General features: G+C 45.0%; 22 protein-coding genes and 1 pseudogene. 12 read left to right on the forward strand and 11 right to left on the reverse strand.

Features of this window, described 5'->3' with window-relative positions:
- The first annotated feature begins 140 nt into the window (after nt 1-140).
- The 3 genes and pseudogenes from H8S80_RS29370 (at nt 141) to H8S80_RS29375 (ending at nt 3,597) form a co-directional block, all read left to right on the forward strand.
- Complete coding sequence (locus tag H8S80_RS29370) at nt 141-1,982, forward strand: sensor histidine kinase (RefSeq protein ID WP_181988026.1); 1,842 nt, start codon at nt 141-143, stop codon at nt 1,980-1,982.
- Nucleotides 1,983-2,048, forward strand: a pseudogene (locus H8S80_RS35205) (DUF6783 domain-containing protein); the annotation flags it as partial. It lies immediately after the preceding gene.
- Nucleotides 2,041-3,597 carry a response regulator transcription factor gene (locus H8S80_RS29375; protein ID WP_117633079.1) on the forward strand — a complete coding sequence of 519 codons (1,557 nt, stop codon included), beginning with the start codon at nt 2,041-2,043 and terminating at the stop codon, nt 3,595-3,597. The pseudogene H8S80_RS35205 and the gene H8S80_RS29375, both read left to right, overlap by 8 nt.
- A gap of 137 nt (nt 3,598-3,734) precedes the next feature.
- On the opposite strand, the gene gdhA is transcribed toward H8S80_RS29375, so the two are convergent.
- Nucleotides 3,735-5,069 carry an NADP-specific glutamate dehydrogenase gene (gene gdhA, locus H8S80_RS29380; protein ID WP_117633078.1) on the reverse strand — a complete coding sequence of 445 codons (1,335 nt, stop codon included), beginning with the start codon at nt 5,067-5,069 and terminating at the stop codon, nt 3,735-3,737.
- Between the two features lie 277 nt (nt 5,070-5,346).
- Here gdhA and H8S80_RS29385 point away from each other — a divergent pair, with 277 nt between their 5' ends.
- Together H8S80_RS29385 and nudC are read left to right on the forward strand one after the other, a co-directional pair.
- Nucleotides 5,347-5,946 carry a biotin transporter BioY gene (locus tag H8S80_RS29385; RefSeq protein WP_117633077.1) on the forward strand — a complete coding sequence of 200 codons (600 nt, stop codon included), beginning with the start codon at nt 5,347-5,349 and terminating at the stop codon, nt 5,944-5,946.
- 112 nt (nt 5,947-6,058) lie between these two features.
- On the forward strand, nt 6,059-6,907 hold the full coding sequence (gene nudC, locus H8S80_RS29390) for an NAD(+) diphosphatase (RefSeq protein ID WP_117633076.1): 849 nt from the start codon (nt 6,059-6,061) through the stop codon (nt 6,905-6,907).
- A gap of 75 nt (nt 6,908-6,982) precedes the next feature.
- Here the strand turns inward: nudC and adhE are convergent, their stop codons facing one another.
- Together adhE and H8S80_RS29400 are read right to left on the reverse strand one after the other, a co-directional pair.
- The gene (gene adhE / locus H8S80_RS29395) at nt 6,983-9,598 is read right to left on the reverse strand and encodes a bifunctional acetaldehyde-CoA/alcohol dehydrogenase (protein ID WP_002605389.1); all 2,616 of its coding nucleotides are present in this window, start codon (nt 9,596-9,598) and stop codon (nt 6,983-6,985) included.
- Between the two features lie 210 nt (nt 9,599-9,808).
- Nucleotides 9,809-10,519: a Crp/Fnr family transcriptional regulator gene (locus tag H8S80_RS29400; protein ID WP_002605390.1), complete on the reverse strand. Its 711-nt coding sequence runs from the start codon at nt 10,517-10,519 to the stop codon at nt 9,809-9,811.
- A 265-nt stretch (nt 10,520-10,784) separates the two neighbouring features.
- Here H8S80_RS29400 and H8S80_RS29405 point away from each other — a divergent pair, with 265 nt between their 5' ends.
- The 6 genes from H8S80_RS29405 (at nt 10,785) to coaW (ending at nt 15,834) form a co-directional block, all read left to right on the forward strand.
- Nucleotides 10,785-10,988: a cold-shock protein gene (locus tag H8S80_RS29405; RefSeq protein ID WP_002605391.1), complete on the forward strand. Its 204-nt coding sequence runs from the start codon at nt 10,785-10,787 to the stop codon at nt 10,986-10,988.
- A 267-nt stretch (nt 10,989-11,255) separates the two neighbouring features.
- Nucleotides 11,256-12,086 carry a DUF3100 domain-containing protein gene (locus H8S80_RS29410; protein ID WP_002605392.1) on the forward strand — a complete coding sequence of 277 codons (831 nt, stop codon included), beginning with the start codon at nt 11,256-11,258 and terminating at the stop codon, nt 12,084-12,086.
- A 15-nt stretch (nt 12,087-12,101) separates the two neighbouring features.
- Nucleotides 12,102-12,548, forward strand: coding sequence for a hypothetical protein (locus H8S80_RS29415; RefSeq protein WP_002605393.1), 447 nt, complete (start codon nt 12,102-12,104; stop codon nt 12,546-12,548).
- Between the two features lie 96 nt (nt 12,549-12,644).
- Nucleotides 12,645-13,994, forward strand: coding sequence for an amidohydrolase family protein (locus tag H8S80_RS29420; RefSeq protein WP_117633075.1), 1,350 nt, complete (start codon nt 12,645-12,647; stop codon nt 13,992-13,994).
- Complete coding sequence (locus tag H8S80_RS29425; protein ID WP_117633074.1) at nt 13,982-14,770, forward strand: sulfite exporter TauE/SafE family protein; 789 nt, start codon at nt 13,982-13,984, stop codon at nt 14,768-14,770. Before H8S80_RS29420 ends, H8S80_RS29425 begins: the two co-directional genes overlap by 13 nt.
- 218 nt (nt 14,771-14,988) lie before the next feature.
- Nucleotides 14,989-15,834, forward strand: a complete 846-nt coding sequence (coaW, locus tag H8S80_RS29430) for a type II pantothenate kinase (RefSeq protein ID WP_117633073.1) — start codon at nt 14,989-14,991, stop codon at nt 15,832-15,834.
- Between the two features lie 71 nt (nt 15,835-15,905).
- Here the strand turns inward: coaW and H8S80_RS29435 are convergent, their stop codons facing one another.
- The 3 genes from H8S80_RS29435 to H8S80_RS29445 are packed head-to-tail and all read right to left on the reverse strand — an operon-like array spanning nt 15,906 to nt 18,150.
- Nucleotides 15,906-16,409 (reverse strand): DUF4446 family protein, encoded by a 504-nt coding sequence (locus H8S80_RS29435; RefSeq protein ID WP_002605398.1) that lies wholly within the window; start codon nt 16,407-16,409, stop codon nt 15,906-15,908.
- 26 nt (nt 16,410-16,435) lie between these two features.
- Nucleotides 16,436-17,377 (reverse strand): ParB/RepB/Spo0J family partition protein, encoded by a 942-nt coding sequence (locus tag H8S80_RS29440; protein ID WP_117633072.1) that lies wholly within the window; start codon nt 17,375-17,377, stop codon nt 16,436-16,438.
- A gap of 2 nt (nt 17,378-17,379) precedes the next feature.
- Nucleotides 17,380-18,150 carry a ParA family protein gene (locus tag H8S80_RS29445; protein WP_002605400.1) on the reverse strand — a complete coding sequence of 257 codons (771 nt, stop codon included), beginning with the start codon at nt 18,148-18,150 and terminating at the stop codon, nt 17,380-17,382.
- Between the two features lie 242 nt (nt 18,151-18,392).
- Between H8S80_RS29445 and H8S80_RS29450 the strand changes: the two genes are divergently transcribed.
- A complete protein-coding gene (locus H8S80_RS29450) occupies nt 18,393-19,343 on the forward strand; it encodes an alpha/beta fold hydrolase (protein WP_117633071.1) in 951 nt (316 codons plus the stop codon).
- A 1,314-nt stretch (nt 19,344-20,657) separates the two neighbouring features.
- Here the strand turns inward: H8S80_RS29450 and H8S80_RS29455 are convergent.
- From H8S80_RS29455 to jag, 5 genes are all read right to left on the reverse strand, one after another.
- On the reverse strand, nt 20,658-21,350 hold the full coding sequence (locus H8S80_RS29455) for a CDP-alcohol phosphatidyltransferase family protein (RefSeq protein ID WP_243010364.1): 693 nt from the start codon (nt 21,348-21,350) through the stop codon (nt 20,658-20,660).
- Between the two features lie 24 nt (nt 21,351-21,374).
- Entirely contained in the window at nt 21,375-22,106 is a 732-nt protein-coding gene (gene rsmG / locus H8S80_RS29460) for a 16S rRNA (guanine(527)-N(7))-methyltransferase RsmG (protein ID WP_117633069.1), read from the reverse strand.
- Complete coding sequence (gene mnmG, locus H8S80_RS29465) at nt 22,090-24,090, reverse strand: tRNA uridine-5-carboxymethylaminomethyl(34) synthesis enzyme MnmG (protein ID WP_117633068.1); 2,001 nt, start codon at nt 24,088-24,090, stop codon at nt 22,090-22,092. Before mnmG ends, rsmG begins: the two co-directional genes overlap by 17 nt.
- Nucleotides 24,091-24,107: 17 nt before the next feature.
- Entirely contained in the window at nt 24,108-25,487 is a 1,380-nt protein-coding gene (mnmE, locus tag H8S80_RS29470) for a tRNA uridine-5-carboxymethylaminomethyl(34) synthesis GTPase MnmE (RefSeq protein WP_187049084.1), read from the reverse strand.
- Nucleotides 25,488-25,556: 69 nt separating this feature from the next.
- Nucleotides 25,557-26,225, reverse strand: coding sequence for an RNA-binding cell elongation regulator Jag/EloR (gene jag, locus H8S80_RS29475; RefSeq protein ID WP_002605405.1), 669 nt, complete (start codon nt 26,223-26,225; stop codon nt 25,557-25,559).
- Between the last annotated feature and the right edge of the window lie 7 nt (nt 26,226-26,232).

Genomic DNA, 26,232 nt, shown 5'->3' on the forward strand with positions numbered 1-26,232 from the left:
TCAATTTCAGACAGGAAATGAATACCCCTATTTTATATTTCTTACCATTTCTTCACATCCTCGCTCCGCCGGCTTGCATCCTGTCATTTTCTGTTGCTATAATAGGTCTGTACCACAGAACGGTCAGATTGGGGAACACCATGAAAAAGAAGATATCACTGAAGCATTTAGGAGTCCGCAAACGTCTCTTCATTATATTGTTTTTAATCGTCCTGCTGATGGCAGGCTGTTTTACCTATATTTTCATAACACTTCGCAGGCAGACCTATGCCCGGCTGGACACCGCCGCCTATCAGACGGCTGCGACTCTGCTGGAACAGGCCTCCGGCAAGGTGGATACTCTGGATAAGGTGACTTCCTATCTTCTTCAGGAGCATTATCAGAATAACGGAAACGGTTCCATTTTCCCTTATTTATCGGATTATGCCACTTCAGAGGAGACGAGTGCCGCTCTCTCCAAGACATTTACCACTGCCACGAGAAAGCTCTTCTACCTATTTCCCTCCCTGGAAGGCCTCTATCTCTACACCAACGACGGTGATCCCATCATCTTCGACAGCAGGGACTTCACCCGCCTCAACGCGTCCTCTCTCACAGAGGCCCCCTGGCGGGAGCATGTCATAGACCGGAAAGGCAAACTTGTACTGCTGAAATCGGACCAGATCCCCTCTGATTTCAATGAATCCGAGGAAGATCCATCCGGCAGAGCCTCCCGGCACTACCTCTACGGCACCCGTGTCCTCATTAATCTGCGCAGCTCATTTGCCCCGCTATGCCTCGTCCTTGCCCAGCTGGATATCAATGACCTCCAGTCCTCCTTTACCCGCCTGCATTCCTATAAAGGCCAGTCCTATGCCCTCTTAGATGCAGATAACGGTTTGCTGTCCTCCTCTGACAGTTTTCCGCTGGAAACCATGTCCAGCCGGATGCCTGCCACCGGGATCTCCAGTGCGTCATCCGAAGTTCCGTATACTTATGTAAACTTCAAAGGGAACATAAGTCTCAAAGGAAACGGCTATTTCTTCCATATGGTGACCGATCATTCCACCGGCCTGTCCTGTGTGATATCCACTCCGGCCGCCGTAATCTCCTATATGCCGCTGGTAACGATCCTGGTGTCCCTACTGCTTCTGCTCTTTCTGATCATCCTCTTCGTCCAGTACACCTTCCGCGGTATCTCGAAACCGATCGAGACCCTGGTGTCCGCCTGCGGAGAGATCGGACAGGGGAATTTCTCCGTCCGTGTGGAGATTCCGCCGGATGCGGAGCTGGGATATCTGACCAACTCTTTTAACCAGATGGCCGGACAGGTGGAGCATCTGATCAATACAGTTTACTTAAAGGATATTGCAGAACGCGATTTGGAGCTTCAGATGCTCCGTAATCAGATTAATCCTCATTTCCTTTACAACACGCTGGAAAGCATGCGTATGGCGGCCTACACGGAAGGCGCCCACGATATCTCCCAGATGTGCCTGCTGCTGGCCGATGTCCTGCGCTACGGGGTCTCCTCACCGACCGAGTTGGTGACTCTGCAGGAGGAAATCGAGCATTTAAAGGAATATATTACACTCCAGCAGTACCGCTTCCACTACGCCGTGAAGATCAATGTCATGGTGAGCCAGGACTTATATGAATTCCTGTCATTAAAACTCATGTTCCAGCCCCTCGTGGAAAATGCGCTGAACCACGGATTCGAGGGCTTTACAGGAAATGAACGGATCGGTATCTTCGGATATCAGAAAGAGGGAATCCTCTATTTTCAGGTAACGGATAACGGCGTGGGGATGGCGCCGGAACAGGTGGAGGCACTGAACGGCTATATCAGAGGTGAAAATGAGGCATTTACAAGCATTGGCTTAAAGAATGTGCACCGCCGGATCGAGCTATATTATGGAATCGGCTACGGGCTGACGATCGAGAGCCAGGAGGGACGCGGAACCTCAGTCTGCATTAAAATTCCGCTTACGTCTGCGAAATGAGGCGTGCAGATGACAGGAATGAATTTTAAGACACGCTCCAGCAAGGAGGAGGAAAATCATGTATAAAATACTGGTGGTTGATGATGATCCCAACATCCGGATCGGACTGTCCCGGATGATTCAAAATGCTTATCCGGACACCGTCATTACGGACACCGCGGAAAACGGACGAATCGCCTTCGATCAGGTGGTTAAGTTTCATTTTGATGCCGTCATCACCGACATCAAGATGCCTGTGTGGGGCGGTTTAGAGCTGCTCACGCATTTAAAGGAAGAATACGTCATTCCTCCGACACTGGTGCTCAGCGGATATGACGACTATAATCTGGTCCGCAGTTCCTTAAAGCTGGGAGCCATCGATTATCTGTTAAAACCGGTCAACGAGGGACTACTCTTAAATGCCCTGGATTCCATCTTTAAATCGCTGGAGATCAATTCCTTAAATCCACCGGCCCTGGAGGCCGATTTAAAGAATCAGATTCTTCTGGAGGGCTTCTTCGGATCCGCCCCGGTAGACGAGGAGAAAGAGGCATTTTTGACGCGCAGCCACATCAACCGGGATACGCCCTGCCGCGTTCTGTACGTCGATATGTCCCACGGCCTCTATTCCCGCAAGAAAATCATCCGTAATTTTATCGAGACCCGCTTTGAGTCCTGTTTTCCTCCTTCATCCTCCTACTGCCCGGTATACGGTGAGATCGGCCAGTACTGGATTCTGCTGCTTTTTGAACTGGGAGAGACCGCCAGATGCGCCGCCCTTACAGCCGCCTTTCTAAAGCAGCTGGAAGACGAGGGACTCTTCGTGAGCGCCAGCTTAAGCCCTCTGCCCCTGGCCGACTTATCCTTTTTAAAGGCGGAATGCCTGCGGGGCTTTGAGCGGTATTTCTTCGACCTGCCCTATACGGCTGATTCAAAGGAGTGGACTGGCTCAGAGGAAGGAGAGCAGACCGGTATGAAGCGGCACCGGGCGGCGGAACAGGAGCTTTTAGACTTAACGACCGCCGCCCTGGCCGAATACGATTATGCCGGCGCCCTCGAACACCTCTCCCGGCTGTTCGCGTACTTTAACAGCCGCCGCCCCCCAGTCGCGCATCTGCGCAGAACGTTATCCAATGGTATTTATGACCTGATGGGACGCAACGCCAACTTCATCCCGGTCGTCAGCCAGTCCAGCCTGACAGACTATGACATTCTGGCGCAGATCGAGGATGCTTCCAGCTTAAAAGAGCTTCAGACCTCCATGTTTGCCACGCTGAACTTTTATGTGGAAAAGGCCATGGATTCCCTTAATAATAAAGAAGACTTCGTCATAAAAAAGGCCAAGGAATATATCCGGAATAATTACAGGGATACCATTACCCTGAACGATGTGTCCGCTTATGTATACTTAAACCCTAACTATTTCAGCACGCTGTTCAAAAGTAAGACAGGAATCACCTTCCGCCAGTACCTGCGGGATTTCCGCATCCAGACCTCCAAGGAGCTGATCCGTCAGGGAAACTTGAAAGTCTATGAGGTGGCCGACGCGGTGGGCTATCCCGAACCGGCGCATTTTGTGCGGGCATTTAAGGAGGTGGAGGGCATCAGTCCTACGGAGTATAAAAATTCATTGTGATTTGTATCAATTGTTATTTCTGCGATTTGCAAAATCAAAAAACCGGAAGCACGAAAGGATCGGTATCCCTTCCTGTCTTCCGGTTATTAATTATTCACATTCGTCTCATAAGCAGTCTAATAGAAATCCTCAGAATCCTACACAACTCCCTGAGCCATCATAGCTTCCACAACCTTCTCAAATCCCGCGATATTGGCGCCGGCCACATAGTTGCTCTTTACGCCGTATCTCTCAGCCGCATCCGCTGCTTTCGCATAGATGCCTACCATGATGCCATGAAGCTTCTCATCCACTTCCTCAAATGACCAGGAAAGTCTTAAGCTGTTCTGGCTCATCTCCAGTGCGGAAGTCGCCACGCCGCCTGCGTTAGCTGCCTTGCCAGGCATAAACATCATGCCGTTCTCCTGGAAGAAGTCCGTTGCTTCTCTTGTAGAAGGCATGTTAGCGCCCTCTGCCACTGCGAAGCAGCCGTTTGCCTTTAAGGCCTTTGCATCGTCTAAATTCAGTTCGTTCTGCGTCGCGCATGGAAGAGCGATGTCACATGGAATGCTCCAGATTCCCTTTCCTTCTGTATAAACAGCGGTAGGAACTGCATCCACGTACTCTTTGATACGTCCGCGGCGAACCTCTTTGATATCCTTGACAATATCAAGCTTAATGCCGTCTTTATCGTAAATGTATCCGTTGGAATCGCTTAATGCAACCACCCTGGCGCCCAGCTGCTGTGCCTTCTCTGTCGCGTAGATTGCCACGTTGCCGGATCCGGATACGACTACTGTCTTTCCAGCCAGTTCATTTCCGTTGTGCTTCAACATCTCATCTACAATGTATACGAGGCCATAGCCAGTCGCCTGTGTACGAGCCAGTGAACCGCCGTATGTTAAGCCCTTGCCGGTCAGAACGCCTTCATATAAGCCGGTCAGTCTCTTATACTGTCCGTACATATAGCCGATCTCTCTTGCGCCTACGCCGATATCGCCGGCCGGAACATCCTGGTCTGCGCCGATGTACTTGTAAAGCTCTGTCATGAAGCTCTGGCAGAATGCCATAACCTCTCTGTCAGATTTGCCCTTTGGATCAAAGTTGGAACCACCCTTGCCGCCGCCGATCGGAAGTCCTGTTAAAGAGTTTTTAAATACCTGCTCAAAACCTAAGAATTTTAAGATACCCTGGTTTACGGACGGATGAAGACGTAAGCCTCCCTTGTACGGCCCGATTGCGCTGTTGAACTGCACGCGGTATCCCTTGTTGACCTGTACCTGCCCGTTGTCGTCAACCCACGGAATACGGAAGGAAATGACTCTCTCCGGCTCTACGAGGCGCTCTAAGAGTGCCATCTTACGGTACTTCTCCTCATTTGCGTCAATGACCAGTCTCAAAGAATCGAGCACTTCCTTTACTGCCTGGTGGAATTCGGCTTCTCCCGGATTCTGTTTTACCACTCTCTCATAAACTTCATCAACATACGACATAGATTTTTCCTCCTTGTGATTTTCCACATTTACCATACGACTTCACATCAGTGAATATTGCTTCCAAAAGGGCAAAAAGGGGCCAGAACATACGTTCCGGCCCCTTTGCCTTTTGTAACTGATAGAAATTATAGCAAGTAAATAAAATAAAGTCAAGAAATGATGAAACTTTATTTTATTAATTTAATTGTAAACTCTTTTTTATAATTAGTTGACATTGTTTTTTCTCTATGATACACTCAAATCGAAATAAAAAGCTGAAAGGAGTCTTGTCACTATGCATTTAAAAGAATCCGCCGCTGTCACCTCAGCATCACCGGCCAAACGCATCTCCACCCGGGATCTGGCTCTTGCCGGAATGATAGCCGCCATACTCACCATAATCTCACAGATTTCCATTCCCATGCCCACAGGCGTTCCCATCACCATCCAGGTCTTCGGAATCGCTCTGGTAAGCGTCGTATTCGGCTGGAGGCTGGGACTCCTGGGTACGCTCTCCTATATCTTGCTGGGCGCCGTCGGACTCCCCATCTTTGCCAATTTCCGCGGCGGCTTCTCAGTCCTGGTCGATTTTACAGGCGGATACATCTGGTCATGGCCTCTGATGTCTGTGTTATGCGGTCTGCGCTTTAAGACAGCCAACAGACAGATGGGCACCGTCCTTTCCTACCTGTTCCCCTTAATCGGACTTGCCATCAACGAAGCGGCCGGTGGCCTCCAATGGGCATTTCTCGCCGGGGACATGAGCGTCGGCGGTGTTTTCATCTATTCCATGACTGCGTTCGTACCAAAAGATATCGTACTCACCATTCTGGCTGTCATCCTCGGCACTCAGATGCGCAGACTCCTTATACGCGCCGGTTTTCTGACGACGTAATATCATAACTCATCCATTGACTTTCCTACGCTCATCTGCTATGATTTCCTGAATACAACCGTGATATGATTGAATAATACGATAATATAATTAGAAAGAAGGCATCTCACGCATGATTCAGGAAATCAAACCTCACCGGTTCCGGAACGAATTTCACGTTAAAACACCGTCTCCAAACAGTTATTTTTTATATTTCCAGGATGGTTCCATCCTTCTGGAACACACCGACGCGTTAAAAATTCCGAGATTTTCAGAGCTATCTGACGGCGACGCCGTCAAAGGCCACTGTGATTATCTCTTTTCCATCGACTCTGCGGAATACTATTTAATTGATGAAACCAGCGTCACGCTCTCCGAAAATGAAGCTCTGGCGCTCTATAAAACCTCGGTGATCCGCGACTTAGAGCCGCTCTGGATGGCCTTTGCCGCCGCCAATGGGGCGGAACTCCACCGTTTTTACAGCAATAACCGTTTCTGCGGCCGCTGCGGCACGAAATCCATGAAGAGCAGGAAAGAGCGGGCGATAGTCTGCCCTTCCTGCGGCAACACCATTTATCCAAAGATCGCGCCGGCCATTATCGTAGCCATCACCGACGGAGACAAGCTTCTCCTCACCAAATACGCCGGCAGAGAATACACCCGCTACGCCCTGGTAGCCGGCTATACCGAATTTGGTGAAACGCTGGAGGAAACCGTGCGCCGTGAGGTCATGGAAGAAGTCGGTCTGAAGGTAAAAAACATCCGCTATTACAAAAACCAGCCCTGGGCCTTCAGCGACTCCATGCTGGTAGGTTTCTTTGCCGAGCTGGATGGTTCTCCACAGATACATCTGGATGAAACCGAGTTATCCACAGCAGTCTGGATGAAACGTGAAGATATCCCCGGCGACTATACGAATGTCAGTCTGACCCATGAGATGATTCTCCTCTTTAAAAATGGCGGAACCATTGAACAGCGATAAAACCGCCGTCTGAATACGAAAAACACAAAGGACCGTCCCGCGAATCGGGTACGGCCCTTTGCAACCTATTTAAACTTATTTACCGTAGTAAGCCTTTAAATACATTTCTTTGAGTTCGCTCATCAGCGGATATCTCGGGTTAGCCCCTGTACACTGATCATCGAATGCCTGCTCTACCATAGCGTCAAGAGTATCTAAGAAGTACTTCTCATCGACTCCATAAGCCTGGATGGTTGGCTTAACGCCTACCGCTGTCTTTAATTCCGTGATCTTAACCAGGAATTTCTTGAACACTTCCGCATCGTCCTTACCGGTTACGCCGCAGAAACGTCCGCATTCTGCATATCTTGCCAGTGTATGAGGATACTCATACTGCGGGAAGGTACCCATCTTGGTCGGTACTTCAGAAGCGTTGAATTCCATTACCAGATTGAGCAGTAATGCGTTTGCAATACCGTGCGGCAGATGATGGAACGCACCTAATTTATGCGCCATGGAGTGGCAGATTCCCAGGAATGCGTTGTTGAACGCCATACCAGCCATACAGGAAGCATCGGCCATCTTGCATCTCGCCTCAACATTATTTCCCTCATTATAAGCAGTCGGCAGGTAATCAAATACGTTCTTCATAGCCTTTAATGCAAGGCCATCTGTATAATCAGAAGCCATAACGGAAGCGTAAGCCTCAAGAGAGTGAACGAGAACGTCCACACCGGAAGCGCTTGTTAAGCCCTTCGGCTGGCTCATCATGTTGTCTGCATCGACAATCGCCATCTTAGGCATTAATTCGTAGTCAGCCAGCGGATATTTAACGCCTGTATCCTGGTCTGTGATAACTGCGAAGGAGGTAACCTCGGAACCAGTACCGGAAGAGGTCGGGATCGCGATGAAGTATGCTTTCTCACCCATCTTCGGGAAGGTGTAGACTCTCTTACGGATATCCATGAAACGCATAGCCATATCCTGGAAGTCTACTTCCGGATGCTCATACATTACCCACATGATCTTGGCTGCGTCCATAGCGGAACCGCCGCCCAGAGCGATGATGGTATCCGGCTGGAATGCTCTCATAGCCTTTGCACCTGCCTGTGCGTTGGCAAGCGTCGGGTCTGGCTGTACATCGGAGAATACCGTGTATACGATGCCCATTTCGTCTAATTTATCTGTAATCGGTTTTGTATAACCGTTCATGTAAAGGAAGGAGTCTGTTACAACGAATGCTCTCTTCTTACCGTATACATCCTTTAATTCGCTCAGTGCAACAGGCATACAGCCTTTTTTGAAGTAAACCTTTTCAGGATTTCTGAACCACAGCATGTTCTCTCTCCTCTCGGCAACGGTCTTGATATTTAACAGATGTTTTACACCTACGTTTTCAGATACGGAGTTTCCGCCCCAGGAACCACAGCCTAATGTCAGGGATGGAGTCATCTTGAAGTTGTAGATATCACCGATACCGCCCTGAGAAGATGGAGTGTTGGTCAGAATACGGCATGTCTTCATAGCCTCGGCATGCTTCATGATCTTCTCATGCTCATTTACATTTACGTACAGGGAAGCCGTGTGGCCGTAGCCGCCGTCAGCAACCAGCTGAGCTGCTTTTGCAAGCGCGTCGTCGAAATCCTTTGCCTTATACATGGCAAGAACCGGAGACAGCTTCTCATGTGCAAATTCTTCATCTATATTAACGGAATCAACCTCGCCGATTAAGATCTTGGTCGCTTCCGGTACCTCGACACCTGCAAGCTTTGCAATGGTGTAAGCCGTCTGCCCTACAATCTTGGCATTTAAAGCGCCGTTGATGATGATAGTCTTACGAACCTTCTCAATCTCATCACCCTTTAAGAAGTAGCAGCCTCTTGCCGCAAATTCTTTTCTCGCTTCATCATATACCTTTTCCAGAACGGTAACGGACTGCTCGGAAGCACAGATCATACCGTTATCAAAGGTCTTGGAATGGATAATGGAGTTTACTGCCAGCTTAATATTGGCTGTATCGTCGATGATAACCGGTGTATTGCCTGCGCCTACGCCCAGTGCCGGTTTTCCTGAAGAGTAAGCAGCCTTAACCATTCCAGGGCCGCCTGTGGCCAGAATGATGTCTGCGCTTCTCATTACTTCGTTCGTTAATTCCAGTGAAGGAACATCGATCCAGCTGATGATTCCCTCCGGTGCGCCGGCCTTAACAGCTGCGTCCAGAACTACCTTTGCGGCAGCGATCGTGGAATTCTTAGCACGCGGATGTGGGGAAATGATGATCGCGTTTCTTGTCTTTAAAGAAATCAGTGTCTTAAAGATCGCGGTTGAAGTCGGGTTTGTTGTAGGAATAACGGCTGCTACGATACCGATCGGCTCTGCCAGCTTCTTAATTCCGTATGCCTTATCTTCTTCAATAACACCGCAGGTCTTTGTATCTTTATAGGCATTGTAGATGTACTCAGCTGCGTAGTTGTTTTTGATAACCTTATCTTCCACAACACCCATGCCGGTTTCTTCCACTGCCATCTTGGCGAGAGGGAGTCTCATTTTATTGGCTGCACTAGCTGCTTCATAGAAGATCTTGTCCACCTGTTCCTGTGTGAAGGTTGCAAATTCTCTCTGAGCTTCTCTCATTGCTTCCATCTTTGCAACCAAAGCGTCTACATTGTCAATGATTTCCGGAACTTTTACCTGTTCTTCTTTCTTTGCCATCCTGACTTACCTCCAGTTTTTTTTAATAAGTTTAATAGGTTTTTTTTATGTTCGATATTTTTTTAACGAACTTTGTAGTATCATTATATGTTTTCGTTAAATAATTGTCAATAATAGAATTGACAAAAAAATAACAATATCACCCCCTTTTTTATTCAAATCTAATAAATACTTTTATACTGATATAATTTCCAGTCTCATCCAGCTGTTTTACCAGTGATTTGCCCCCTTTCTCAGCACAGCCAGCTCCGCAACGGCCTTGTTATACTGCTCTTTATCAAAGGTCAGCTTTCCTTTCGTGATCCCGATCATGCCGGTATCCTTTAACTTCTTAACAGTTCTGTTCAAGGTCTTAATATTGATTCCCAGCTCCTCCTCCAGCTGATTCCTGGTAAATGGAACTGTAATGCTCGTCTTATTTCCCGTCATATGCTTATCGGCGTACTGTACCAGATACTCCAGAAGCAGAAAGTTCGGCGGATAGAACAGCGTCGCCCCATTCTTTGACGAGGAACGGTACAGCTTAAACGCCACCTTGCTGGCTATTAAATAGAGAAGATCAATATCTTCCTTAATCCACCGCTCAAAATCCTTCCTCGGCATCTGGAGGAGAACGCATTCCGTAATGGTCTCCAGGGTGACAGAGGTCCGCTCCTGCCCCGCCAGGATTGTTACCTCGCCCACAAAGTCTATGGCCTCGTTCTTCTCAATCATATACACATTACCGTTTTCAAATTCATTGATGGCCCGGTGGTCTCCGCAGCAGACAAATGCAAAATAGTCCAGCTCGTAATTCTTCTGGTGGATGATCTGTCCCGGCGGTATCACCTTAATGACACTGCGGGCCTTGATATCCGGCGGCATATGTTTGATATATGCCTCAAGCTTTGGCGCTCGTTTCAGCAATTCCTCCCAATTCATGTTCCGGCTCCTTTTCCGATGTTTTCGCTTCTTTTATTATACAGCGCGAAAAAACAAATGTAAAATATTGATACCAAAAACAGAAATAAAATAATTTTCAGAATTGCTTGACAATTTTTTCGTACTATGATATCATAATAGAGTATTTTAATGAGATTTTGATTCACATATTTTTGTAAGTCATTATTTGTTAATAATGCTTTACAAAAATATGTGATTTTTAGTTTCAGAACAAATATAATAATATTATATTAGGAGGTACCTCATGAATAAGGGTACAGTAAAATGGTTTAACAGCTCAAAGGGTTACGGCTTCATCACAAACGACGAGACAGGAGAAGAAGTTTTCGTTCATTTTTCCGGAATTATGACAGATGGTTATAAGTCTCTGGAAGATGGCCAGAAAGTTACTTTCGATACCACTCAGGGCAACCGTGGAATCCAGGCTGTCAACGTATACGCAGCTTAATCAGTTTCAGATTCTGAACTGATTCAAAAAAGGTTTGTACAGAGCAACGGGTACTCCCCGTTATCTGTACAGACCTTTTTTTATTGCCTGTTTATTCATCAAATCTCGTACAATTTAGTACTATCTTATAATTATAAAAACATTTTTCCCTATTTTTGTGCAAAATATCTCATTTGTCCTTTTTTATCTGCTTCTCTTCCGCTAGAATGAAGCTATCAAACATATCCGAAGCGAATGTTACCATTTTACCAAAAGGAGCGTAAGTGTATGAAAAAAGAAACCTTCCAGTATTCCTCCCTAAAGGAGCGGATCAAGACAGAGTACCGTGTGTACATCATAGCCTTTATCTTTATCCTGATTGCAGACAGCATCGGCCAGATTAAGATTCCTCTCGGCCCCGGAATGCTGATCCTGTTCCCGATCTTCTACTCTCTCTTCATGGGTATTTTATCAGGACCGCAGATCTTAAAGGTCATGAAAGAAAAAGAAGTAACCGCAGCGTCAAAGCTGGTAATCGTGGCTATCTGCCCCTTTATCGCAAAGCTCGGCATCAATGCAGGCGCCAGCCTTTCAACGGTTATTCAGGCCGGTCCGGCTCTCTTACTGCAGGAAATCGGCAACCTGGGAACGATCTTCCTCGCTCTGCCATTCGCACTTCTCCTCGGCTTAAAGCGTGAGGCAATCGGTGCAACACATTCCATCAACCGTGAAACCAATCTGGCCCTGATTACAGATATGTATGGACCGGATTCACCGGAAGCCCGCGGCAGCTTATCCATTTACATAGTCGGCGGCATGATCGGAACCATTTATTTCGGATTTATGGCTACCATGGTAGCTGCTTTAAATATTTTCCACCCATACGCACTGGGAATGGCCTCCGGCGTCGGTGCCGGCATCATGATGGCGTCAGCTACGGCCAGCTTAACAGAGATTTACCCGGCTATGGCCGATAAGATTTCGGCGCTTGCCAGCACCAGTGAGACCCTTTCCGGAATCACCGGTATCTACGTTGCTATATTTATAGGAATTCCGCTCTGCAACAAGCTGTATGCGTTCCTGGAACCAAAGATTGCACGTCTGCGCGGAGAAAAATAAGGAGGACTGACGATTATGAGATATAAAGAATGGGGATTTTTACTGGTTATTGCCTGCCTTGGCATCATGACGGCAAACTTTGTTGGATTTAAGGTAGCATTTCTCGACTCTCTGCCAGGTGTATGCGTGCTCCTTGTCATCTCCTGCATTGGAGTTGTATTAAGCAAGATTATCCCGTTAAAGCTTCCAATCGTGGCCTACTGCTCGATTGTGGGACTCTTAGCGGCATGTCCAATCTCACCGATCTCTTCCTTTGTAATTGAGTCCGCCAACAAGATCAATTTTACGGCTCCTCTGACCATGGTAGGCGCGTTTGCCGGTATTTCTATTGGAAATGAGATTAAGGCCTTCGCAAAACAGGGCTGGAAGATGATAATCATCGCTCTTCTCGTCATGACAGGAACATTCTTTGGCTCCGCCCTGGTTGCCAATGTGATTCTGTCTCTGACTCACGCAATTTAGACGTTGTAGTTCACAGACCGGGAAGCAGAGACCGACCGGGCTGTGAACTGCAACATTTAATTCGTTTCAACTCAAAAGAATTATGGAGATTATTATATGAAAGAACCCATCTATGATATACTGATTCAAAATACACGCATCCTGACGCCGGATATGGCCATTCGCTCCGGTGTGGATGTCGCCATAAAAGACGGTATGATTTCCTCGATCTGCAGCGCTGGCTCCCTCTCCTGCCCGGAGGCCGAGCAGACTGTAGACGGGAGCCGCCTCCTCTGGATGCCTGGCCTGACAGACGGTCATATGCACACCTGTCAGCAGCTGCTTCGCGGAAAGATTCTGGATGCTCTGCCGATGATCTGGACACGAATTATGCTTCCATTTGAAAGCACCCTGACTCCAGAGGCTGTATCCTTAAGCGCCGCTCTCTGCTCCCTGGAAATGATCCGCGGCGGTACCACCTCCTTCCTCGATGCAGGAGGAATTCACATGGATGAGGCGGCCAAAGTTTACATAAAATCCGGTCTGCGAGGCGCACTTACACTGTCTACCATGGATGATACGAAAGTTTCTGATTCCATGAGGGCTGACGCGGCAGAATCCATTTCCCGTTTAAATGAGTACTACAACACCTGGAACGGCTCCGGCGACGGAAGGCTGAGCGTCTACTACTCTCTCCGCTCCCTGATTTCCTGTTCCGAGAAACTGATTCGCGGTGTATTTGAGGCGGCCTCGGAGCGCAGCGCCATGGTGGAAGCCCATATGAACGAATATCCGAATGAGATCAACTACCACCTGGAGCGCTATCAGATGCGGCCTATGGAGTATTTAGACAGCCTCGGAGTGCTTTCAGACCATTTTGTCAGTGCACACAGCATCCTGCTGTCAGAGCACGAGATTGAGCTTATGGCTGCTAAAGGAGTTAAGGCAGTCCACTGCCCGTTCAGCAACTGCGGGAAAGGCGTCCCCAACACCCCCAGACTTCTGGAAAGCGGAATATCCGTGGCATTTGGAACGGATGGAACTGCACACGGAGGCATGAGCCTCTTCCAGGAGATGAAGATATTCCGCTCCATCATGAACATCCGTTACGGCGTCCCGGAGTCCAACCCGGTAATTATGCCTGCAGAGACGCTTCTCTCCATGGCTCTGGAAGGCGGAAGCTGTGCACTCGGTTTACATAATAAATCAGGTCAGCTGAAAGAAGGCTTCTGTGCCGATTTAATTGCGGTTGATTTAGATCAGCCTCATCTTTACCCTACAAACAATCTGGTACACACCCTGGTAGAAAGTGTTTCATCGCAGGATGTGATCCATTCCATCGCCGCTGGGAAATTCCTGATGAAGAACAGAGAGATTCTCACGCTGGACGAAGAAAAAATACGCTTTGAAGCGCATTCCTGGCTTACGAAAAACCATCTTATGGAGGACGAATTATGTTACCGGTAATAGCTGTAATGAACCTGATTGTCGGCACCCTGGTAGGAGTCTCCGGCATCGCCGGATTCCTGCTTCCCATTGTATTCACTGGCTATTTAGGCATGGATTTAAGCCTGTCTCTGGCCTTGAGCTTTATCTCTTTTCTCACCTCGGGAATCATCGGTTCCTACCGCTATCAGAGGCAGGGACAGATGGATCTAAAGTTTGGTGTTCTGGTGGGAATCGGAAGTATCGCGGGGGCTGTGCTCGGCGTCAGGCTGAATTTTATGATTCCTCTGACTACCGCTAAGATGTTCCTTTACCTCGTAGTGCTGGCGTCCGGCCTCTCAATTCTGGTTAAGAAGGATAAGCCGGAGGCTGCTTCCTCTGGTGATTCTTCTGCCACTTTACCGTCCGGCTCTCCAGTTTATACCGGGTTACTTGCCAACAAGCCATTCGTACTGTTGTTCGGCTTTATCACAGGTGCCATCTGCGCTCTTTCCGGTGCAGGCGGACCGATTCTCGTCATGCCTATACTGGTTACGCTTGGAATGCCGGTTCGGACTGCTGTGGGTGTCAGCCTGTTTGACTCCATTTTCATTGCTCTTCCGGCCTGTGTGGGATATCTCTCCAATTGCCCGAAGGAGGGACTTCTCGTTCTCTGTCTGATCAGCTTTGTATGCCAGGCCATCGGCGTTTTCTTCGGAGCAGGACAGGCGGGACGGATAAATGTAAGGGTTCTCAAAAAGGGCGTGGCTGTTTTTTCAATTGCTATTGCCGTTTATATGATTATTGGATTGATTTAAAAACTTTGCATTCCTGCTAATCTATGATATACTAGGGTCACTGAAAATGGTTACTCGTTTGCACTATAAGCTGTGTGTTTTGCTTTAGGCTTTAGGCTTTTAGGCTTTATACTTTTATGCTTTTAAGCTTTATGCACGAAGCGCTGTACTATTTGCATACTGCATGCTTCTGTGAAGTGCCGCGAGTCACCGTAATCGATCAAAGGAGATTCTTGACCATGGGAATTATCATAGGAATTGACATCGGAGGAAGCACCACCAAAATTGTTGGTTTTGAAAATAATAACCTGAAAATTCCAACATTCGTGAAAGCTAATAATCCTATCGCATCTCTTTTTGGCGCGTTTGGGAAATTTATTTATGACAATACAATACAGTTAAGTGATATAGAGAAGATTATGATTACAGGAGTCGGAAGCGCTAATGTAGAACAGCCGCTTTATGGTATTCCTACTTTCAAGGTAGATGAGTTTACTTCCAACGGACTGGGAGGCCGCTACTTTACCGGCATGAATGATTTAATTGTGGTCAGTATGGGTACCGGCACCTCTTTTGTCCAGGTAAACGGCGATAAGATCGTACATACCGGCGGAATCGGTATCGGAGGCGGAACCATCATCGGCTTATCCAGTTTACTTTTAAAGACACAGGAGATCAGCAAGATCATGGAACTGGCCAGCGGCGGCGATTTAAGCCACGTAGATTTGCAGATCTGTGATATTTCCAAGGAGGCGCTTCCTGGACTCCCACTCACCGCTACTGCTTCTAACTTCGGCAAGGTGAGGAGTCAAGTTAGCGAAGAGGATATTGCCATAGGCCTCATTAATATGGTACTTCAGGCAATCGGAAAATCCGCTATACTATCTTCTCTCAACAGTGAGATTAACAACTTTGTTATGATTGGCAATCTCGCTAAGTTTCCTCAGTGTAAGGATATTTTCTGCTCTCTGGAAACGATGTTCGATGTACATTTTATTATACCGGAACAGGCTGAATATGGTACTGCGATTGGTGCCGCTTTGACGGAATCCCATCATGCGAATATGTCTCAGATATTGTTATGATATAGACAATTACAAAACCCCATTTCATTTGTGAGGAATAATCTCCTCCCAAATGAAATGGGGTTTTTACTTTAATGATATCCCAGTGCCTGCTCCAGAGCGTCTTTCTCTTCACTTCCCAGCAGCACATCTGTTTCTCCCCGCTCTACTTCTTTAATATAGACGTAGCAGCCTTCTCTGCTGTGTACGGAGTTTAAGACGAATCCAGTGTTGGTATAATCGAGAAGAGCCATGGCAAAGCTTAAATTTCCGCCCATACCTTTGAAAGCATTGTATTTCACGAGACCAAATTTCTGGAAAGCGCTTCTGTAATTCTTATTCGTATTGCGGATTGAGTCTTTATTCGCACGGTCTTCCGCCTTCAGCGCCTCGATATCTCCCATCTGTTCCATGATGATTTCCTCAAGGGTTTCCGCGTCTTTACCTCTCATAAAATAATCGTATCTGCGGTAAAGCCTTCTCATCTGAATCAGGCAGATGATTACGATAATCAACAATATTAGTGTAAGTACAGCCAACCCCAGAATAATATAGCCCGGGTCGACCGGCCATAAATCCATCATACTGTTATCCATTTCTTTCGTCCTCACTTCCATTACTACTATCTTATGGATTCTATCAATTCTACTATTCTTTCCAATTCTGACTCAGAATAGTACTCAATTTCTACTCTTCCTTTATTTTTATCTTTTCTGTTGATGCTCACTTTGGTGCCCATCGCTGATTTCATCCGCTCTTCCAGATCACGGAAAATCAATGTCAGACTCTCATCTTCCACATTCTTTTCCTTCGGATTTTTCTTCTTTGACAGTGATTTGACGATCTTTTCTATCTCACGGACGCTTAAGTTTTCAGCAATAATCTTGCCTGCCAGCTTATATTGAAGCTCGCCATCCTCTACAGTTAAGAGTGCGCGTGCATGACCTCCGGTTATCTGATTCTGAATCAGCATTTCCTGTACACGTTCATCCAGCTTCAGTAATCTCATACTGTTCGTAATGGTAACACGGCTCTTACCGACTCTGGCTGCGATCTCTTCCTGCTTCAATTCAAACTCCTGGATCAATCGCTGGTATGCTTTTGCTTCTTCAATAGCATTTAAATCTTCACGCTGGACATTTTCTATAAGAGCAATCTCCATTGTCTGCTGTTTCGTATATTCGCGGATAACGACCGGAACTTCCTTAAGACCAGCCAGTTTAGCGGCCCTCCAGCGGCGTTCACCTGCGATTATCTCGTAATAATCACCCTTTTTCTGTACAAGAAGGGGCTGTAAAACTCCATATACTTTCATGGATTCAGCCAGTTCCCCCATTGCTTCCTCGTTAAAGTCCTTTCTGGGCTGTTCACGATTCGGTTCTATGGATGTTACCTTCACCATTAATTCCTTGCCAATGTCGCTGTCTTCCTCTTTTTTCTCCGGTTCCTGAGCCTTTTTACTCTTTGCCTGATGTTTTGCTTCCTGCTCTTCTGCCGCAGATTCCATCACTTCATCTCCAAATATTGCTCCAAGACCCTTTCCTAATCCTGTTCTTTTCGCCATAGCTATATATCTTCCCCTCTGCTAATTACTTCGGCTGCCAACAGCCGGTAACTCTCCGCACCCGCCGATCTGGAATCGTATAAGTTAATCGGCATTCCATGGCTCGGCGCTTCTGCAAGTCTGACGTTCCTCGGTATAATTGTTTTGTAAATATTTTGATTCAGATTATTTTTTACGCTTTCCACAACTTCCAGTGACAGATTTGTCCTGGCATCATACATGGTAAATACGACTCCTTCCATCTCCAGAGAAGGATTTAACTTCTTCTTAACCAGGTTGACTGTTTTTAGTACCTGATTTAGCCCTTCCAATGCATAATATTCGCACTGAATGGGAACCAATACAGTATTGGCGGCCGTCAGGGCATTGATCGTTAATAAGTTTAATGATGGTGGACAGTCTATGATGATAAAATCATAGTTGTTCTGGATTTTAGAAAGATATGTCTTTAGAAGAGATTCTTTGTTCTCTATTTCTAACAGCTCTATTTCAGCTCCTGCAAGATCTACATTGGAGGGCAGTAGATCCAGATTTTCCTGCATATTAGAAATGAGACATTCCTCAATATCACACTCTCCAACCAGCAAATCATAAACGGTTTTATCTATTTCGCCCTTCTCTATTCCAAGGCCGCTAGTGGCATTTCCCTGCGGATCGAAATCAACAGTTAGTACTTTCTGTCCTGATTCTGCCAGACATGCGGACAGATTAATTGCGGTCGTCGTCTTACCGACACCGCCTTTTTGGTTTGCAATTGCAATAATTCTACCCATTTTTTATATTTCCTCTCCCTGTAACAACCGGAAATTACGGTTCAAAATAGAGTATAGCACATTTCAATTCTTTTTCCTATGCTTTATATGAAAAAAATAGATAAATAGGACAAAAATGTTTCACGTGAAACATTTTGCCTAAGATTAAGAATTTTTTAATATGTTCCCCGTTGTAACTGGGATTCTATTATATTATAATAGGAATATATCTGTGCGGACTAGTGCACTGAATGGAGGAAATCATGAAAGCAAAAAATAAATTACTCACACTGCTGACTCTGGCAGCCGGTGCTGCTACTGCTACTGCAGTGATAAATAAATGCATTAAAGTATCTGCCACCTCCAAAAATCTTCTGGCAGAAACAAAATCTCTTTGCTATAAATGGCGTTTCGGCAACATTCACTATACGAAAACCGGCTCTGGAAAACCCATTTTATTGGTTCATGATTTGACTGCATTTTCCAGTGGCTACGAATGGACACAATTAGTCAACTATTTGAAGGATCAATATACGGTGTATACGATTGATTTACTCGGATGTGGACGCTCTGAGAAGCCGGATTTAACTTACACGAACTTCCTGTACGTACAACTGCTATCGGATTTTATTAAGTCTGAGATCGGACACCGGACTAATATTATCGCTACAGGTGCTTCTTCTGCTCTTGTGATTATGGCCTGTAATCAAGCTCCAGAACTCTTTGACCAGATCATGCTGATTAATCCGGACAGTCTTGTCACATGCAGCCAGATACCGAATAAGCATGCGAAGCTTTACAAGTTTATTCTCGATCTTCCGATTGTTGGGACTTTGCTGTATCATATAGCATCCAGTAAACAGGCGATTACGGAGGAATTTACGAGGGACTATTACTGTAACCCCTATTCGGTTAAGTCGTCTTATGTAGATGTGTATTATGAAGCTGCACATCTGGGTGAGTCTCCGAAATCGTTGTATGCAAGTGTGAAGTGTAATTATACGAAATGTAATATTGTAAATGCATTGAAAAAAATAGATAATAGTATTTATATTGTTGGCGGAGCTGCGATGGATTCGATCAGGCAGTTAATTGGAGAGTATCATGAGTACAATCCGGCTATTGAGAGTTCGTTGGTCAGCGAATCGAAGTATTTACCACAATTAGAAAATCCGATGGAGCTGTATAAGACGATACAGATGTTTTTTGTTTGATGCATGTAAATGAAGATTAGACTATAGATATTGTTGAGTGGATGAGGGCGAAAGGAAGAAAAGAGTAAATGGCTTCTTGCTTTAGTTTCTTTTTGGAAGTCAGGAGCTAAAGCAGGAAGTTAGGAAAATGTAAAACTTGTGCGTTTTTTGAAGAATTTCTAAAAGGCATTTGTTTTATATTTATTCAAAATCAAGCTTTGATACTATATTTCACTACTCTTCTTTCTGCCGTCCTGCTACAATTACTATGAACCGTGAAAAAAAATGGTTTACTCTTTCGCTTATTTCACAATATTTAGAATTACTGAGTCATTCACCTGTATTGGCTCATGGTAAAAAAAAATTAGACAGCGTAATTTATAGTTAATTTGTTTTTATTTTTTTGTATTTTTGGAATAAATATATTTTGGTGTTAATCACTTAACCTTTTAATCTTTTATTTCTTTTGGTATTTTTTTATCTTTGGTTCTTTTGGAGCTTTGGATCTTTTGAATTATTGGTCTTTTATCTCTAGTCTTTGATTTTCAATATTTGATTTCTAGCCTTTGATCTCTTCTCTTTTATTCTTTAGATCTATAGTTTTTTGAATTTTTAGTTCTTATAATCCTAGACTCTATAATCTTTAATTGTTGTTTTTTTTGGTCTTTCATTCTTTGGGTCTTTAGATCTTTAGTCTATGATCTATGGTCTTTGCTTTTTGGTCTTAGGTCTTAGGTCTTTGGTCTTTGCTCTTTAGTCTTCGATCTTCGGTCTTAGGTCTTAGGTCTTTGGTCTTTGGTCTTTGGTCTTTGGTCTTTGCTCTTTGCTCTTTGCTCTTCGACCTACTGTCTTTGGTCTTCAATTTTCGGTCTTTGCACTTCAATCTTCGGTCTTTGCACTTCAATCTTTGGTCTTCGGTCTTCGGTCTTCGGTCTTTGCTCTTTATTTTTTAATTTTTAAATCTTCGAATATTTGAATCTTTAAATCTTTGATTCTTTAAATCTATAAATCTATAAAACTTTGGATCTATAAATCTATGAATCCGCATACTTTTATATATTTTCTTTTTCTCTTTTAAAATAAGCATTATTAGTTTTTTGATAAATAATATATTTATATATTCAATAATCTATTTTTTATATAATTCTAAATGGTTTAACTTTTTTGTCAGAGCCATCAGTTAATAAAGATAAGATGGTTACCATTCAAAAAAACGGAAATATATATAGTAGTTTATGACTGAACATAATAATCTTATTTCGGCTAAAGAAAACTAAGCACTCAAATATTATTTACATGCTGTCTCTATACATATTATGAATCAAATATTCTACACTACTTTCCAAACTCCACCATCATCACATTTTTTCTAATATAATACGTTATAATACAACATAGAAAAAAAGATAGCACAGTTTTTTTAATAACTATGCTATCTCTCTTCCCTAAAAAATAACCTTTACAGTCTCTATCCAATCTTCTACTTTTCATAACGATCACCAACTCTTCAACTGACGCAGCAAATGATACAACACACACAATACCTCCAGCGACATCCAATTTCAAAATTACATATAATAATGGAAACATAAATATCAACAATCCCGAAGCTTTATTAAAGTAAGTATGCAGTGAAGAAAACGTACGATATTTATAAAATCCAATACTATATGTAATAATACAAATCAGAAAAATCAAACTTATAAAGCACCATAACCTTCCTGGCAAAAATATATTTTTAAGTACTATTATGAATATAGAAACAGCAAAGACGAAATCTGCTATACTATCAATTTTTGCTCCTTTTTCGCTTTGCTGATTTAAAGTTCTGGCAACGAAACCATCCAGAAGATCACTTAGGCCTCCCAGAAAATAACAGATCCAGAAGGCTATCGAAAATGGTTTTATATATAGAATTGCAATGGCAAAGATAATGCGTGAGGATGTTATAATATTAGCCAGGTTTTTAATGACTCTCTCCTTTCTATTTTCTGGATGGTTTAGTATATTAATAGCCGGATGTTTCACGTGAAACATCCGGCCATGGTTTGATTACTTTAAAGGTTCTTTAGCAGGTACCCCTGCTTTACGTGGATACTTTTTTGATATTTCATTTACCTTCTCTATTTTAACTAAGGTACGCTCTGCGTCTGCTCCATCCAGTGTAAAGCTTTCAACGCCTGATACTTTACCACTTAAAAGAAAAATCGCATGTTTTGCCGATGTAAGTTCTTCATCTATTTTTCCTGATTTGTATGAGATAAAGAAGCCGCCCGGTTTTACAAAAGGCATACAGTATTCCGAAAGTGTCGATAAATTCGCAACCGCTCTGGAAACTGAAAGATCGTATTTCTCACGATATTCTTTTTCTCTTCCCAGATCCTCTGCTCTGCTGTGAACAGCCTGGATCTCCTTTAAATCTAATTTTTCGATTACTTCGTTTAAAAATTTAACCCTTTTATTCAGAGAATCCATCAGCGTTACTTTTAATTGTGGAAATGCGATTTTTAATGGAATTCCAGGGAAACCAGCTCCAGTGCCGATATCAATGATACGATAAGAATTAAGTGATATCTCTTCTACTGATTTTATTAAAGCAAGACTATCGACAAAATGCTTTGTAATCACTTCATTCTGCTCTGTAATCGCTGTCAAATTCATTACCTTATTCCACTCAACTAATATTTCATAATATTCGTAAAATTTAATTATTTGTGAATCTTCTATTTTTATAGAAAATTGATTTAATTCTTGATTTAATCTATCTTTAAATTCTGCAGTCATCTGACACTTCCTTCCCTGTCACTTCTTCTGTTCCCCTGGATGACGCCAGTCTCTCTGCCTTTGGCTCAAGCTCTGGCTCTGGCATGGAATCCATTTCCATTCGCTTCTGATAACGCAGCTGCTCTAAATGAACAAGAAGAACCGAGATATCGGCAGGGGATACTCCTGATATTCTTGAAGCCTGTCCAATGGACATGGGTCTGTATAAATCCAGCTTTTGAGCGGCTTCTTTCCGCAGACTCTTTACACTGCTATAGTCAAAATTCGCGTCCAGCTTTTTATTTTCCAGCTTCTTATATTGGGCCACCTGTTGTTTTTGGCGGCGGATATAGCCGTCGTACTTTATATTTATGTCAACCTGTTCAATTACATCGGTTGGTAACTCTGGTCTTTTAGGATCCAATTCAGTTAACATAACATAGTTCAGCTCTGGTCTTCTGATCAGTTCAGCCAATGTCGTTCCTGTCTTTAAGAGTGTGCTTCCATTTCTCTCCAGGAAATCCTGAACTTCCCTGGAAGCTCCTATATTAGTGCCTTCCAGACGTTTTATCTCGGCGTCAATGGCGGCTTCCTTCTTCTGAAGCTTCTCATACTGTTCGTCAGTGACAAGTCCTATCTCATGACCGATTCCCATCAGACGCAGATCCGCATTATCCTGACGTAAAAGCAGACGATACTCCGCACGGGAAGTCATCATGCGGTACGGCTCATGGCTTTCCTTCGTTACCAAATCATCAATTAAAACGCCGATATAAGCCTGGGACCGGTCGAGAACAAAGCTATCTCTTCCCAACACCTTCATAGATGCGTTTACACCGGCCATAAAGCCCTGGACTGCCGCTTCCTCATAACCAGAACTACCGTTGAACTGACCGCCGCTGAACAGGCCGCTGATGGCCTTAAATTCCAACGTAGCATTCAGTTGACGGGAATTGATACAGTCATACTCGATCGCATATGCATTTCGCACAATTTTTACATGCTCCAGTCCCGGAACAGTCCGGTACATGGCATGCTGCACATCCTCAGGAAGAGAACTCGACATACCGCCTAAGTACATTTCATTCGTATACAATCCTTCCGGCTCCACAAAGACCTGATGGCGGTTCTTATCCGGAAATTTTACCACCTTGTCCTCTATAGACGGACAGTATCTGGGTCCCGTCCCTTCAATCGCACCGGAAAACAGCGGGGAACGGTCAAGATTGGCCCGGATAATCTCATGGGTCTTCTCGCTGGTATACGTAAGCCAGCAGGATACCTGATCCTTCTGGATGGTTTCAGGATCCGTGGAAAAGGAAAACGGTACGATTTTCTTATCACCGAACTGCTCTTCCATCTTGGAAAAATCGATGCTCCGCTTATCCACTCTCGCCGGGGTTCCCGTCTTAAAACGGTACATCTCGATCCCATGTGCCTTCAGTGATTCCGTCAGATAATTCGCCGCCTGAAGACCATTAGGCCCTGTGGCATTGCTCACATCGCCGTAGATACATCTTGCCTTTAAATACGTACCCGTAGCCAGAACAGCCGCCTTACAGTGATATACCGCTCCGGAAAATGTCTTTACTCCTGTAAGGACTCCATCCTCCACGATAATTTCGGAAACCTCTGCCTGGCGAATCGTAAGATGATCCGTATTCTCCAGTGTATTTCTCATCTCTCTGGAGTAATTCTGCTTGTCCGCCTGCGCACGCAGGGAATGGACGGCAGGCCCCTTCGATTCATTCAGCATTTTAGACTGAATAAAGGTCTTGTCAATATTCTTCCCCATCTCTCCGCCCAGGGCATCCAGCTCTCTCACCAGATGGCCCTTGGAGCTTCCTCCTATATTAGGATTACAGGGCATCAGCGCAATGCTGTCCACGCTGACTGTAAACATGATGGTTTCAAGGCCCAGTCTGGCTGCCGCCAGCGCCGCCTCACAGCCGGCGTGCCCGGCTCCAACCACCACAATGTCATATGATTCTTCTAAATTTGGCATAACAACCTTCCTTCTCTCTATTTACCCATGCAGAATTTACTGAATATCTCATTGACCAGGTCGTCTTCCACCGCTTCTCCTATAATCAGGCCCAGCTGCTCATAAGCATCCATCAGATCAATGGAATAGAAGTCCTCCGGCATAGCGTTTTCGATGCTCTGCTCCACCATTTCCAGGCTTCTGTATGCCTGTTCCAACGCATTCTTATGTCTGACATTCGTAATCGTAACTTCATCATTAAAATCAATCTCACCATGGTAAAACATGGCCTTAATCTCATCTTCCAGATTCTCAATCCCCACCCGCTCTTTCGCAGAGATGGCGATAACCCGGTGTGTCGTCCTGGATGCCAGCATCTCCGCGCTGATCTCCATCGTCAGGTCCGATTTATTCAAAAGGACGACTGCCTTTCTCTCCCTGATAAACTCCAGAATTTCATCGTCATTCTCATCGAGAGGACAGGAACCATCCACCACATAGATGATTAAATCAGCGGCATCGGCGGCATTTCTGGCCTTCTCCACACCGATCTTCTCCACAATATCGTCTGTGTCACGGATACCTGCCGTATCGATCACATTCAGAGTGATGTCTTCCAGCCGGATGGTTTCCTCCAGCGTATCTCTCGTGGTTCCCGCCACCTCCGTAACGATGGCGCGCTCTTCTCCCACGAGAACATTCATCAGGGAAGATTTCCCTGCATTTGGTTTTCCCAGAATTACAGTCTTGATTCCCTCCGTCATCACTCTGCCGTTATCAGCCGAGCGAATCAGCCTCCATAAGCCTTCTTTCAGCCCCTTGATCGCGGATAAGAGCGACTCTCCATACCCATCCAGAGAGATGTGTTCCGGATCATCCAGCGCAGATTCAATAAATGCGATCTGATAGATAATCTGCTCCCGAAGCGCCTTTACCGCCTTCGAGACCGCGCCATCCAGCTGGCTGACAGAAGCCTTTAACGCATAATCATTTTTGGAATTGATCACATCGATGACCGCTTCCGCCTGGGCCAGATCCATCCGCCCGTTTAAGAATGCCCTCTTCGTAAATTCTCCAGGCTCCGCAGGCCGGGCTCCATATTTTAATACTGTTTCCAATATCTTTTTCGTAATTAAGACTCCGCCGTGACAGTCAATCTCAACCGTGTCCTCGGCAGTAAAACTCTTCGGTCCCCTCATTAACATGACCAGAACCTCGTCGATGATCTCATCTCCATCGGCAATATATCCATAATGGATGGTATGGGAAGGTGCCTCCGATAATTTCCTGCGGTGTTTTCCTTTCCCTCTGTAAATCTTATCTATAATTGTAAATACCTCGTCGCCGCTGATCCTGACGATACCGATTCCCGAGCTGCTCATGGCAGTGGCAATTGCTGCAATTGTATTCATCTTCATATTTTTCACCTGAAAAAGAAAAGGGGTGAGGTGCCTTCCGACAGCCCCAACCCCTCAATCGACGTTACTCTATTTATCTCTGTTATCCTGATAGCGTTCCTTCTTCGAATAATCCTTCTTTAAAGAAATGACTACGTGACGGAATGGCTCTTCACCCTCGCTTCGTGTCACGACATACTTATCATTCTGAAGTGCGGAATGAATAATTCTTCTTTCATATGGATTCATAGGCTCCAACGATACGGAACGTCTCGTTCTCTTCACTTTATAAGCAATATTCTTAGCCAGTGTCTCCAGTGTCTCTTTTCTTCTCTCACGATAATTCTCTGTATCCAGCTTCACCCGGATATAATCTTCGCTCTCCCTGTTTACAACAAGGCTTACGAGATACTGCAGAGAATCTAAGGTCTGACCGCGCTTTCCGATCAGGATTCCCATATCGTCGCCTGCCAGATTGATGGAAAGCTCTTTTTCTTCCTGATTAAAAGCGGTCTCGATATTCACACCCATATCCATCGCGCCGAATACCTCTCCGAGAAATGCAATCGCTTTATCATCAATAGTCTCTTTCTTTCTTGCACGAATGATGGCCGGTTTGGAACCGATGAATCCCAGAATTCCACTGTTTCCTTTATCAACAATCTCATACTCCAGCTTGTCACTGGTTGTTTCCAATTCGATTAATGCCTTTGTAATTGCTTCATCTACGGTTTTAGCTGAAACTGTAATCATATCCATCCGGAAC

It is taken from the genome of Hungatella sp. L36 (assembly GCF_014288035.1).